This window comes from Agrobacterium sp. NPDC090273, assembly GCF_044772305.1.
Classification (GTDB): Bacteria; Pseudomonadota; Alphaproteobacteria; order Rhizobiales; family Rhizobiaceae; genus Agrobacterium.
This window is the reverse complement of record NZ_JBIVYN010000014.1, coordinates 26,221-39,107: the sequence shown is the minus strand read 5'-3', so window position 1 is coordinate 39,107 and position 12,887 is coordinate 26,221. Positions and strand designations below refer to the sequence as shown.

At 55.7% G+C, this 12,887-nt stretch carries 13 protein-coding genes; 3 read left to right on the top strand and 10 right to left on the bottom strand.

The genetic code is table 11. From position 1 onward, the window contains the following. The first annotated feature begins 35 nt into the window (after positions 1-35). Positions 36-965, top strand: coding sequence for a LysR family transcriptional regulator (locus tag ACIQT8_RS24920; RefSeq protein ID WP_400971174.1), 930 nt, complete (start codon positions 36-38; stop codon positions 963-965). Positions 966-1,047: 82 nt separating this feature from the next. Here the strand turns inward: ACIQT8_RS24920 and ACIQT8_RS24915 are convergent, their stop codons facing one another. From ACIQT8_RS24915 to ACIQT8_RS24895, 5 genes are all read right to left on the bottom strand, one after another. Then, positions 1,048-1,827 carry an SDR family oxidoreductase gene (locus ACIQT8_RS24915; protein ID WP_400971171.1) on the bottom strand — a complete coding sequence of 260 codons (780 nt, stop codon included), beginning with the start codon at positions 1,825-1,827 and terminating at the stop codon, positions 1,048-1,050. Continuing rightward, the gene (locus ACIQT8_RS24910) at positions 1,820-2,689 is read right to left on the bottom strand and encodes an aldose 1-epimerase (protein ID WP_400971168.1); all 870 of its coding nucleotides are present in this window, start codon (positions 2,687-2,689) and stop codon (positions 1,820-1,822) included. The genes ACIQT8_RS24915 and ACIQT8_RS24910 overlap by 8 nt, the downstream gene beginning before the upstream one ends. Next, positions 2,686-3,633, bottom strand: coding sequence for an L-arabinose ABC transporter permease AraH (gene araH / locus ACIQT8_RS24905; protein WP_400971167.1), 948 nt, complete (start codon positions 3,631-3,633; stop codon positions 2,686-2,688). The genes ACIQT8_RS24910 and araH overlap by 4 nt, the downstream gene beginning before the upstream one ends. A gap of 2 nt (positions 3,634-3,635) precedes the next feature. Continuing rightward, on the bottom strand, positions 3,636-5,162 hold the full coding sequence (gene araG, locus ACIQT8_RS24900; RefSeq protein WP_400971164.1) for an L-arabinose ABC transporter ATP-binding protein AraG: 1,527 nt from the start codon (positions 5,160-5,162) through the stop codon (positions 3,636-3,638). Positions 5,163-5,231: 69 nt separating this feature from the next. Beyond that, a complete protein-coding gene (locus tag ACIQT8_RS24895; protein WP_400971161.1) occupies positions 5,232-6,215 on the bottom strand; it encodes a substrate-binding domain-containing protein in 984 nt (327 codons plus the stop codon). A gap of 188 nt (positions 6,216-6,403) precedes the next feature. On the opposite strand from ACIQT8_RS24895, the gene ACIQT8_RS24890 reads away from it, so the two are divergent. Together ACIQT8_RS24890 and dgoD are read left to right on the top strand one after the other, a co-directional pair. Beyond that, on the top strand, positions 6,404-7,159 hold the full coding sequence (locus tag ACIQT8_RS24890; RefSeq protein WP_400971218.1) for a FadR/GntR family transcriptional regulator: 756 nt from the start codon (positions 6,404-6,406) through the stop codon (positions 7,157-7,159). A gap of 44 nt (positions 7,160-7,203) precedes the next feature. Further along, the gene (dgoD, locus tag ACIQT8_RS24885; protein ID WP_400971158.1) at positions 7,204-8,352 is read left to right on the top strand and encodes a galactonate dehydratase; all 1,149 of its coding nucleotides are present in this window, start codon (positions 7,204-7,206) and stop codon (positions 8,350-8,352) included. 873 nt (positions 8,353-9,225) lie between these two features. On the opposite strand, the gene ACIQT8_RS24880 is transcribed toward dgoD, so the two are convergent. The 5 genes from ACIQT8_RS24880 to ACIQT8_RS24860 all read right to left on the bottom strand — a co-directional run bounded on the left by ACIQT8_RS24880 (position 9,226) and on the right by ACIQT8_RS24860 (position 12,887). Further along, positions 9,226-9,537: a diguanylate cyclase gene (locus tag ACIQT8_RS24880; protein ID WP_400971156.1), complete on the bottom strand. Its 312-nt coding sequence runs from the start codon at positions 9,535-9,537 to the stop codon at positions 9,226-9,228. 247 nt (positions 9,538-9,784) lie between these two features. Then, positions 9,785-10,015: a BrnA antitoxin family protein gene (locus ACIQT8_RS24875; protein ID WP_400971153.1), complete on the bottom strand. Its 231-nt coding sequence runs from the start codon at positions 10,013-10,015 to the stop codon at positions 9,785-9,787. A gap of 212 nt (positions 10,016-10,227) precedes the next feature. Then, a complete protein-coding gene (locus ACIQT8_RS24870) occupies positions 10,228-10,833 on the bottom strand; it encodes a J domain-containing protein (protein WP_400971150.1) in 606 nt (201 codons plus the stop codon). Between the two features lie 228 nt (positions 10,834-11,061). Further along, positions 11,062-12,084 carry an ABC transporter substrate-binding protein gene (locus tag ACIQT8_RS24865; protein WP_400971147.1) on the bottom strand — a complete coding sequence of 341 codons (1,023 nt, stop codon included), beginning with the start codon at positions 12,082-12,084 and terminating at the stop codon, positions 11,062-11,064. A 29-nt stretch (positions 12,085-12,113) separates the two neighbouring features. Continuing rightward, positions 12,114-12,887, bottom strand: a complete 774-nt coding sequence (locus ACIQT8_RS24860) for an ABC transporter permease (RefSeq protein ID WP_400971145.1) — start codon at positions 12,885-12,887, stop codon at positions 12,114-12,116.

The following is a 12,887-nucleotide window of genomic DNA, read 5'->3' as shown; positions in this document are numbered from 1 at the left end:
ATAATTTTCGTTCGATTGCCGAATAAAATTCGCTAATGAAAGATATGCAGCATCAACACGGCGACGATATGGGTGTCTTTCTGTCTGTCTGTGAAACAGGTAGTTTCGCAGCCGGTTCGACGCGTCTAGGGCTTTCCGCTTCTGCAGTGGCAAAAGCAGTAGCACGGTTGGAAGGACGACTGGGGATAAGGCTGCTTCAACGTTCGACGCGCAGATTGAGCCTGACTGCCGAGGGCGTCGTCTATCGTGATGCGTGTCTCAACGCGCGACGAGAGATTGAACGCGCCGAGTTGGCAATTTCAAGTCTTTCCCAAGAGCCTTCTGGTGCATTGCACGTCAGCCTGCCGCCGCTCTTTGGCGCCAGGATCGTAGCACCAGCGCTTTATGGCCTCTGTAGAAGATGGCGGAACCTTGATCTTCGAATTTCAACATCGACGATACCCAGTGACCTTTTGGATGGGAAAACCGATCTCGCCGTTAGGATAGGAGAGGTGGCTGACACGAACGGGTTGATGTCGCGCGCCCTCGGGAGCCAAAAAGTCGTACTATGCGCGTCTGGTGACTATTTTGCAGACCGGATGATCCCATACAGAATTGAAGATCTGGCCGAACACGCACTGATCGCCTCACCGGTGAACGGTAAACCTGGCCCTTGGCAATTCCGTAACGCTGATGGAAATTTGCTGGCCTGGCACCCCAAAACCCGGCTTGTCCTTGAGGGTAGCCTGCTGACGCTTTCAGCCATCAAAGAGGGAGAAGGTCTTGGCCTCGTACCGCGGTGGCTTGTGCGAGATGATCTCGCCAGCGGGCGATTGGTGTCGGTGCTAGATGACCGGATTGCGGGGCATTTGCCAATACAGGCGCTCTGGCCGGCATCACCTGCGATGTTGCCGCGCTTGCGGGTGGCTATCGATGCGATTGTAGATGCGACTAAACCTCTGCTTGTCGATGGCGCGCTGCTTTGAGCCGAGAAGGTACTCTTCATTCGACGAAAGTGCTGTCGGCGCCGAGATACAGCCAAAGCGTAAAGTGGACGTAAGATACGGTTCAAGCCGGATGCTGCTGTACGCTTAATCCCCCGTCGACCGTCAGACACGTCGCGTTCATGAATGGGCACTCGTCGGAAACCATGAAAACTGCGGCCATGGCAATTTCCTCTGGGGTCGCGATACGACCGCCGGGATGTAACTTCATTGTCTCGGCTTTAGCAGCTTCGGGGTCGGGAAATCCGTTCCAGTAGTCGATCACCTTCTGGGTGGAAACGTAGCCCGGCGCGAGCGCGTTCACGCGTATTCCCGCGTGTGCATATTCAAGACCCAATGACTTTGTCATCCCAAGCAGTGCGTGTTTGGCAAGTGGATAGGGAAATGTGTGAGCGATGATGGTGAAGGCATGGGTCGATGCAATGTTCAGTATCACACCCTTTTTACGCGCCACCATGGCCGGCAGAACAGCGCGGCAGCAGTTCCATGCACCTTTCAAATTAATGTCGAAGCAGCGATCCCAATCTTCATCCGTTGAGGAGAGCGGTTCGGAAAAAACATTGACGCCTGCGTTATTGATGAGAGCGTTGATTTCGCCAATTTCATCTCCTGCGTCATTGACCGCGGCTTCAATCGAGGTGCGGTCGGTAATATCAGCGGTGCGATGTAGCAAAATAGCGCCTTGGTCGCACAGGCGAGAAGCCATGTCTTCGAGCAGATTATTGTCAAGGTCAACCAATAGCAGGGCGGCGCCCTCGCGGGCGCACGCTTCGGCAATGGCAAGGCCGATCCCTTGCGCAGCGCCAGTGATCATGATGCGCTTGTCTATCAATCGTTCAACCATGATCATGTCTCCGAAACTGAATTGTCGTATGGGAATGGAGTGTTTCTGACTGCTTCAAAAGCGTTAGCCCACCCAAACTTTCCATATGATGGGCGTTGGGAAGGTGGGTCATAGGCTCAAGACAGAAGAAATCTTGCCTATCTGACGGTGCGTAAAGCATCAAGACGGCGTGCGCTGGTGTGGTTTCGATCAATGCCTCAAGCCGAAGTTCCGGCCATTCGATTGAGGCCGTTCCTTCCCAGTTTCCAAATGCATTGTTGGTAAAACGCTTTGGCAGTCCGGCCCCGGTGCGAATGTCGAGATCGGACGGAAATTCCTCCCTGGAACCAGGTAAATGCCCCGCACGCTCGGACCAGTATTCGCCAGCGGATGCCTTAACACGCACCGAAGGCGTGCGGACAAAGAACGGATGCTGACCCAAGCCGAATGGCATGGTTTTAGCCGCTTTGTTGGAAACGGAGAGGTCGAGCGTGAGGGTGTCTTCGCTTACCGTGATCCGCTGTCTGGCTCGATAGTGATAAGCACTTTGCTCATCGGGAAGATGCTCGAAAGCTAGCTCGATGCCTGCGTCATCGACCCCTTCCACAGACCAGTTCGCAAGCCAGCCATCCCCGTGAACATAATATGGGTCGGATGTGTTCGGCTGGAACGTGTAGGTTTTTTTGCCGAACCGGAATTTATTGAACTCAACCCGGTTACCGAATGGGACAAGCGGAAAACTTGCCATGTCGCTTGATGGGCCACCTAAACCGATCATCACAGGAAATCCGGAAAAAGTTGCGCCCAGCAGACATCCTCCCCGGCGCGACACAAGAACGGCGAGATCGCCGCTCTCGAGTTTGTACGGGTCTGTGACGCTCATCGGTGGCCCGCTGCCGAGGACCTCAGATTGTCAAGCAGGACAGCGAGCAGAAGAATGAGGCCACGCACCACATACTGATAGAAAGCCTGAATGTTGAGGAGGTTCATGACGTTTTCAGCAATGCCCATGATGAGGACACCGACGATGACGCCGCTCATCGCCGCCCGGCCGCCTGCAAGCGAGACCCCGCCAAGTACGCAAGCAGAAATCACCGACAGTTCGAGACCCGTTGCTGCATTAGGCTGACCCGATGTGATGCGCGATGCAAGCAAGATACCGGCGACCGCGCAAACCAGACCCTGCAGCATGAAGATCCAGACCCGCATATTGACGACGTTCACCCCGGCCAGACGCGAGGCCTCCGGATTGCCGCCGATAGCGAGAGTATTCTTGCCGAACACGGTGCGGTTAAGGAGAAAACCGAAGATGATAAAGGTTGCCAGCATGACCCATATCGGTGTTGGGACGCCGAGAAATTTCGACAGGGCCAACTGATAAAAACCGGGGTCGTTTATGCCCACGGCGCGTCCGTCCGACGAGATCAGTGCCAGACCCCGCACGATCTGCATGGTCGCGAGTGTTGTGATCAGGGCATTGATACGGAAACGGGCAATCACGAGCCCGTTGATAAGCCCCACCGCACTGCCGCATGCAATCGCCGCCAGAATCCCAAGTGCGATCGATCCGGTGGCGTTTGATGCCATGACGGCAACCATGCCGGAAAAGGCAACGGTTGATCCGACCGAAAGGTCGAAGTCTCTCGAGGCAAGGCAAAACATCATCGTGCATGCAACGATACCGATCGTCACAACCGACTGTAGTAGGCCCAGCATGTTGCGTTCGGTCAGAAAGTTCGGAACCGTCAGCGAAACAATGAGGAAAGCAACGGCAAAAAGAACGACGAGGCCCTGTTCACCCAGGAGAAGTTTTTTCAAAGACGTCATTGTTATTGGACCTGTTCGCTTGGAAGTTCGCTGGCGGAGGTGATATCGGGCAGGGCGGCCGCAAGAATGCGCCGCTCATCAAATTCTTCCCGTTTGAAATCGGCTGCGATACGCCCATGGCACATGACCATAATGCGATCGGTAATGCCCATGACCTCCGGCAACTCGCTGGAGATGACGACGATAGCCATTCCCTGTGAAGCGAGGTCGTAGAGGATTTCATAAATCTCGGATTTTGCTCCGACGTCTATGCCTCGGGTGGGTTCATCAATGATGAGCACTTTGACACCTTGCTCGGAGAGCCAGCGGCCGAGGATGACCTTTTGCTGGTTTCCACCCGAGAGATTGATGATGTCCTGTTTTCGCGAGGGCGTGCGGACGCGGAGTTTGGCAATGAATGTTTCGGCGAGATCAGCCTCCCTCTTCGGCTGGATGAGGCCGAAGGGAGAAAAATGCCGGCGGGAGGAAATCGCCATATTTTCTTCGATAGAGCGTCCTTGAACAATCCCATCGAATTTTCGGTCCTCAGGGCACAGGACGAGGCCAGATCGGATCGAATGTGGCGGGCTATTTTCCGTCACCACAGCACCGTCTACACGCACTGTTCCTTTCGCACGGTCATCCGCGCCGTAAACAAGGCGCATGAGCTCGCTGCGTCCGGCGCCGATCAGGCCGAAGAAGCCGAGGATTTCTCCTTGGCGCACGGAAAATGCGGCGGGATGCATAAGTTTGGGTCCTGCGATGTCCTCAATTTCAAGGCGGACCGGTCCGAAGTCACGGCCGCGCCAGCCCCAGATATTGGAAATCTCGCGTCCGACCATTTCAGCGATGATCTGGTCGCGCGTCACATGGTTCATGTCAGGATGGTGGGCTGCAAGCTTGCCGTCGCGCAGAACGGTCATGCTGTCACACAAGCGGAAGATTTCGTCCAGGCGATGCGAAACATAGAGAATGACAATGCCCTGCGTACGCAGGCGGTCGATCAATGTGAAGAGAATTTCGCTTTCGCGCGATGAAAGCGATGATGTCGGCTCGTCCAGCGCAATGACGCGTGCATCCTCCATGATTGCCTTGGCGATTTCAACCATCTGCCGGGCGCCGATCGAAAGCGTCGCGACTTTGGCGGCAGGATCGACATCGATGCCGATTTCGTCGAGTTTCTGGCGAACGACATCGAGAAGTTTACGCCGATCGATCACGCCTGCCTTGCCGGGAAATCGGCCGAGCCAGAGATTTTCCGCGACTGTCAACTCGGGGACAAGCTGCAGTTCCTGATGGATAACAATCACCCCGGCGTCGAACGCGTCCCGTACGGAGTGATAGTGCTGAACCTCACCGCCGATGACGATTTGACCCGTGTCGGCTGCCTGGTCGCCGGAAAGCAGGCGGATCAACGTTGATTTACCCGCGCCATTTTCGCCCATAAGGCCATGCACGGCACCTTTGCGGACACCGAACGAAATGCCTGACAACGCCTGAACGCCGGGGTAGCCTTTTGATATCGCTTTGAATTCGAGAAAGTCTTGCATGAATGCGCTCCGGCAGGAAGGCTGGCGGCACACAAAAGGTCGCCAGCTTCATAACTTCGGAAGGAAAGATTATTCGATGCCGAGGTCTTTGCGCACGGACTGATAGTCATCGCGCTTGGCGAGCTGACCTGCTGTAAGGATCAGCTTTTCCGGTTCGTTTCCGTTGGCAATCCACTCGTACATGTTGAGTGCGGTCTCGTAGCCATGACGCTTAGGAGAGATGATAACCGTGCCGAAGAAGCCGGTCGCAGCGGGCTTCTTGAATTCGTTGATGGCCGACTCCGCGCCGCCAATCCCGATCCCGATAACACCATCGGCAGCAATACCAACACTTTCGGTCGCGCGAACCGCACCAAGAACGGCCTCGTCATTGAGGCCGACAGCGACCCAGTGCTTGATGCCTGCGTTCTTGTTGAGAACGATCGTCGCGGCGTTTAGTGCTGCTTCGGTGTCGGTCTTAGCCTGCGGTGCATCGAAGATATTGGCGTCAGCGAAACCGGCGACTTTCAGAACGGAAACGGCACCACCGACGCGATCAACCGCTGTTGGCAACTGTTCGTAGGAGACACGAATGACACCGACGTCAGCGATATTCCAGCCGCGGTTCTTGACTTCGGCAACGATAGCCTCGCCAACGGCCTCACCGATCTTGGTCGCGGAGATGCCCATGTGTGGCACGTCTTCGATAGGGCTGCCATCAGCATTCACAAGGCGATCGTCAACAGTCATGAGCTTGAGGTCATTGGCCGCAGCTTTTGCAACGATGCCGGGGCCAAGTTTCACATCGGGTGTGCAGATGATGAAGCCCTGCGCTCCCTGGGCACCAAGGTTGTCGATCGCCGACTGAACCTTCTCGCCATCCTCAGCTCCGATCTTGACGAGCGTGAAGCCTTTTTCCTTGGCGGCGACTTCAGCGAACTTCCATTCGTCCTGGAACCACGGTTCTTCTGCCTGCTTGACGACGAAGCCAATCTTGACGTCGGCCGCGAATGCCGAGGTGGCCGCGATAACGGCGACAGTGCCAGCCAGGATGGCTGTCTTGAAAATGCCCATTGTCTCTCTCCCTGATCTTCTGCTGATGCAGTGCGACGAGGTTTAGTGTCTTCCATCATATTCGTCAATTGCATTTGTATGATGAATAAAATATCAGTGTATGACTTTGACGCTTGGGCAGGTATTGTCGCGTTTGAGTGCAAATTGGTCTATTGATCGACCGCAGGGCGACGCGTTCGGGATGGAGTATTGAAGTGATTGAGCGAGAAGGTGTTTCCGCAGATGCCGTTCAAAAACGCCCGCGTGTCCAAAAAAATGTGACGCGTTCCATAGCGAGCGACATTTTTGCAGATGTCTTTCCCCCGGGGTCATTGCTGCCGACCGAAAGCGAGCTTTGCATTCGCTACAGCGTGAGCCGTACCGTGATCCGTGAGTCACTGAAAATCCTTGAATCCAAGGGACTTGTCCGTGGCCGCTCTCGTGTCGGCACGTCGGTGTGCGATAAGCAAGAGTGGAACATTCTCGATCAGCAGATGCTTGAATGGATCGGTCCGCGGATCGTTGAAATGGATCTTCTTCAATGTGTTTTGGATGCACGGCGCGCAATCGAGCCGTTTGCAGCGGAGTTGGCGGCGCAGCGCGCAGGCGTTCAGGAAATCGCGGCAATCGAGGCTGCATGGCAGGCAATGTGTGACGCTGAAGGCGATGTCGAGAAATTCACCAAGGCCGATGTCGCGTTTCATACCGGTGTCTTGAAAGCCAGTCGAAATCAGGTGTTCATGCAGCTCTCAAGCATCATCAGCGCGGCACTTGAGTTTTCTTTGCATGCCTCCAACGAGGCTGTCGATACACGCGGCGAAGCACTTGATGTGCATCATGCCTTGATAGAGGCCCTGCGCATGCGTGACGGGAAAGCAGCGAGACACTGTTCGCAGCGCATGCTGGATATTGCCGCCCGCGATCTCGCCATCGCCATGCAGAAATATCCCGCAAGCGCCGTCTAAAATCCGGCGGCTCCAGTCGCCATCATCCCAGACAGAGTGAAGCAATGAAGATAACCAAGCTGACCACCTACATCGTCCCGCCGCGCTGGATGTTCCTGAAGATCGAAACCGACGAAGGTATCGTTGGCTGGGGGGAGCCGGTCGTAGAAGGCCGCGCGTTGACCGTGGAAGCGGCTGTGCATGAGCTTGCAGATAACATCATCGGCAAAGATCCCATGATGATCGAAGACCATTGGCAGGTCATGTATCGTGCGGGATTTTATCGCGGCGGCGCGATCCACATGTCCGCCCTTGCCGGCATCGACCAGGCGCTTTGGGATATCAAAGGCAAGGCACTTGGCCAGCCAGTCCACTCCCTCTTGGGTGGGCAAGTACGCGACAAGATCAAGGTCTATTCCTGGATCGGCGGCGATCGTCCCTCAGATGTGGCAAAAAATGCCCGTGACGTTGTGGCTCGTGGCTTCAAGGCAATCAAGCTCAACGGTTGCGAGGAAATGCAAATCGTTGATACCTGGGAGAAGGTTGAAAAAGCCGTTGAAACCATCGCGACCATCCGCGAGGCAATCGGCCCGCACGTCGGCATAGGCGTCGATTTCCACGGTCGCGTCCACCGCCCGATGGCAAAGGTTCTGGCCAAGGAATTGCAGCCATACAACCTTCTTTTCATCGAAGAGCCGGTGCTGTCGGAAAATCGCGAAGCTCTGAAGGAAATCGCAAACCATTGCTCGACACCGATTGCACTCGGCGAGCGACTTTATTCTCGCTGGGACTTCAAGCAGGTTCTGTCAGACGGCTATGTCGACATTCTCCAGCCCGATCTGTCTCATGCAGGTGGTATTACGGAGTGCCGCAAGATCGCGACCATGGCAGAGGCCTATGATGTCGCACTTGCTCCTCATTGCCCACTCGGCCCAATCGCTTTGGCGGCATGCCTGCAGGTGGATGCTGTCAGTTACAACGCCTTCATCCAGGAGCAAAGCCTCGGAATTCACTACAACAAGTCGAACGATATTCTGGACTACATCTCCAACAAGGAAGTCTTCCACTATGCGGATGGCTTCGTGTCCATCCCCCAGGGGCCGGGTCTCGGCGTCGAGGTTGACGAAGCCTACGTGATCGAGCGTGCCAAGGAAGGGCATCGCTGGCGAAATCCAGTCTGGCGTCACGAAGACGGAAGCGTTGCTGAGTGGTAACGTCAGTTACGTCATAGCCAGCTTTGCAGCGAGCGTTCTAGTGCAAGCTCGCAGTCAAGCTGCCTGGCCGGCTCGACCACGATCTAAGCCACAGGGAGAATAAGTATTCACCTTGTGGCGTACTCGGTGCCGCGTATTCGGAAATCAGCTGATCGACCGTTTTAACCTCATTGGAGGCGAAGGTCTCCCACTCGCGGAACGTTACTCGGGAACAGAATTCTGTGCCATGGTATGCGCATTAACGAGCTTGAGGTAACGGTTAAAACACGTCAAGCAACCCATAGAGCCGGGGCCGTGGATTCAACCGCCATACGAGGTCCGTGACGATCCGTGAAGAAGCCGTGCCAGCTCATCGAACGACTGGAGTATTCCGATCAGTTCGTCGAGTGAATAGAAGGCTGGCCTCGGATAAGGTGGGACGTGTTTTGCAGTGCCGGCAAATTCCGTCAACTCCTTGCTGAGAATTGCGAACGAGCTCTCATGCCGCGTGCCAATCGTCTCAAGACTGAAGTGTGTTTCTACAATGCTGCGGCCCTGAATTATGAAATTCAGCGATAGACCTTCTGGCGGGGACAAGTGACGGTACACGGATCCCGGTCCACGGAGTTTCTCAAGAGGGATGATATCAGCCGTTGCCGCGATGAGATTTTTTGAGGGCAATGCAATAGAGGGTTTCTCCGGCCGCAGTGGATAACCCGCACACAGTTTGTAGTAAAACGTGTGAACTCCCGATCGGCTGGCGGCTGCTAATAATGAAGGCTGCTGCATAGCCGCGAGTCTACCATCAACGCACTTATGACGACAAGATATCGAGGTCATTGAGCACCGCCTCGGCCAAGTTTGATCGAGTGCAAGTCACGATCGTCAGCAAAATCAAGCAAGCTTCGTAGAGTTTCGTCCCGAATTTTTTGCATCATTGAGTGCGTTGTCGGCTCGTATCAGAAATTCTTTCCGGCTTCCATGACGGTACTCCGCAATCCCAGCCGAAAACGTCACGTGAAGCTTCTCAGACGTGAAGGTTTTAGCGTCTAAAACACGTCGAAGATTATCAATCCGATCATTTGCCGTGTCGACATCAGTGTTCGGCATCACAAGAAGAATCTCTTCTCCTCCATAGCGAACTGCGAAGTCAAAAAGTGTCAATTGAGCCGTGCTCTGTGCGATTGAGACCGCGCACGCGGCCACTTTATCCCTTCAGGACAAGTGATAGTGACCGGAACGGTGGAGACGCCCGCCAAGGCAGCCCCGTGGCGAAGAGATCGAGCACGCTCGCAAAGGATGACCCCAACTCGAGTATCGAGGAGGTTGAACATTGTTTTGGACAAATTATAAAATCAGAGCGTTTTTTTTGAAGCGTCGATATTGTCCGCCACGTTTACAAGCGCCTTCGCAATCTCCCATTTGAGGTCAAGAGTTTCATACGTTCCAGAGCTCAATTGGACACATTCATTGCAGCTCGCAAGGTATCGTTGATGCGCTCTTGCCAGCCCGGACCGTCCGCCTGAAAATGCGCGAGTACATCGCTGTCGATCTTCAACGATACAAGCTCCTTGGTGTTAGGGATTGCAGGCCGTTCAACGGCCGGCGCTGCGACCTTCTTCACCGGCTTGAACAGCATCTCCGCTGCGTCTTTCGGATTGGACGGTCGTCGGGTTGTTGCCATGGTCATATCCTTTTGTGTCTAGCGCTTGGCAGCGCACCTGGTCAGTTTAAGTTTGCAGACTGTATGTCCAAAAAGCGGTGGTCGTAGCCATAGGCGTAGTGGGTGGCCGAAAGAACGCAATGCTGCTGATAAAGTGGTCAGCCGCCCGCAAATCATCAGGGACCGGATGTTGCGAAGTTAAATTCCACAAGAATAATTCGAGCGAACACGTCTCAACAAAAGCCATTCAGCTTGAGAATCCTGTAGGCTCCAATCGCTGCACGAAGTTCATCCTCAGAATTTCGATCTCCGTCATTGGCGTCTGGATGGTGCATTTTGAGCCGTTCCTTGTAACGGCTCTTGATCTCGTCAGCTGTAGCGCGAGGTGAAAGTCCAAGTGTTTCAAAAGCCTTGGCTTCGAGTGGCTTGAGTTTTCTTTCCTGCTGACCGGACTTCGTCTGTCCAGGCGTGCCTGCCTTGCGAGCATTAAGGGTTTTTGCCGAGCCAGAACGCTCGGTCGAGGGTATCGGGATTTCCTTTGCGTCCTCAACGCGGGTTCCAAACGTCCGGCGAGAGCCGGTCGTCGCCTCTTTTTGATAACGGGCGACGTCGGCATTCGTTGCTGCCGATGTGTAGCTGTATCCCTTGTTGTAGTCCTTCACATGTTCCAGACAGAATAGAAGGTAAAGCCCTTCAGCGCCAGCACCCACGGGCGCTCGGTGGGTACCACTTTTTTCGCACCCGTCCCACTGACATCGAGGACCTGAACCCGCGCTGGCCGACGCGGGTTGTTTACGAGCGGACCGAAGGCCTACGAATATTTTGGAATCATGCGTCATCGCTACTTTATGGACGCTGAGGGTCACTTGAGCAACGCTGAGATGGCCTCACATTTGATGTTAGGCATTGAGATTGCGCACTCTCTCCTCTCTGGCATCAGGAATGACCCCGTTGACGTTCCTTTTAAGCAATCGAAATCATTGGCATGTCGCACATCGAAATAGAATGAACGACCAGTTCCATAGGCTGGCCGGATACTTCCGACCAGCAAAGCGCATCTGCGCGGATCAGTCGGCCTTGTAGACCAGCTTGCGGTCTTCGAGCGCCGGCAGGAACTGGCGGGTGAAGATCTGTTCCGGTTTCGGCTTGGACGGCAGCTGGTAGCCGTCGGCGACGATGTCGATCGAGCGGGCGAGGCGGGCATCGTCGACGTCACCCAGACCAAGCTTGTCGACCTCAGGCGAGACGATAAGGTTCTCGTAGGAGAATTTCATGCGCGCCAGTTCGAGCTCTTCCTTGGCCAGATTGTCATAGGCCATCACGGCGTCGATACCGGCCTTGGAATTCCCGGCTATCTCCTTGGCGGCCTTGTTCACGGCGCGCACCAGTCCTGCCACCGCCTTCGGGTTTTCCTTGACGAGCTTCTGCGACACCATCATGCCGTTGGCATAGAGGTCGAGGCCGTAATCGCCGAAGGAAAGCCAGTTATAGTCCTTGGCCGGGTCCTGGCGGTTGTTGATCAGGTTAAACCAGCTGGTGATGTTGAAGACGAGGGCGCCGTCGATATCGCCTTTGATCAGCATCGGCTCCTGCAGGTTCGGTCCCATGTTCTCGATTGCGACCTTGGTCATGTCGACCTTGTTGATCGAACCGAGCACGGTGACGAGGCGGGTCGTGGGCGTGCCCTGCGCGCCGCCAAGCTTCTTGCCTTCCAGATCGGCCGGCGTGGTGATGTTGGTCTCTTGCTTGCTGACGATGGCAAATGGCGGCTTGCTCCACAGCTGGTAGACCATCACCGGCACTTCGTCGGGCCTCGTGGCGGCATTCTGGATGATGGCGTTGATATCGCCGAAGCCGGCATCGTAGACGCCCGACATGATGCGAGTAACGGTGGCGGCCGAGCCCTCGCCCTGGTCGATCGTGACGTTAAGGCCTTCTTCCTTGAAATAGCCCTTCTGCATGGCGAGCAGGAAGGGGGCGTCCGAGCCTTGCGTCTTCCAGCCGAGGGTGAACTTGATATCCGTATCAGCCATGGCGGTACCGCCGAGGCATAGGCTCAGCGCAAGAGTCGAGATCAGTTTCTTCAGCATGTCTGGCTCCGTTGGGTTTGGGTAGATGTTCAGGCGGCAGTGAAATCCTGACGGCGGGTGGCCCAGCCGGTAACGCGTGTCTCGATCAGCGAGAAGGCGACGTAGAGAGCCACGCCCAGCAGGGCGAGGATGAAGAGGCCGGCAAAGACCAGCGGTACATCGAAATTGGACGAGGCCGACATCATGACATTGCCAATGCCGCGGTTGGACGCGACGGTTTCCGACAGGACGGAGCCGACAAAGGCGAAGGTGGCGGCGATCTTCAGCGAGGCAAAGAAGAAGGGCATGGTGCGCGGCAGGCCGACATTCCAGAGGATATCGAGCTTGCTGGCGCCAAGCGATTTCAGCACGTCCTCCAGTTCCGGCTCGGTCGTCGCAAGACCGGTGGCGATGTTGACGACGATCGGGAAGAAGCACATGGCAAGCGCCGTCAGAATGGCCGGCACAGAGCCGGAGCCGAACCAGAGGACGAAGATCGGCACGACTGCGACCTTGGGGATCGACGAGAAGCCGATCAGCAGCGGATAGGCCGTATCATAGGCCGTGCGTGACACCCCGATCGCCGCGCCGATGACGACGCCGACGGCAACGCCCAGCACAAAGCCGACCATCGTCGTCCAGAGCGTCTGCATGATATGCGGCACGAGGACCGGGAAGCGATCGACCAGCGTTTCGAAGACCTGGCTTGGGCGGGGCAGGACGAGATCGGACACCTGCAGCGCTAAGCAGAGGATTTCCCACAGTCCGAAAAAGGCGACGATGAGGGCGGCGGCCCAGAAGCGGCGGCGCAATTCGTAGCTCAT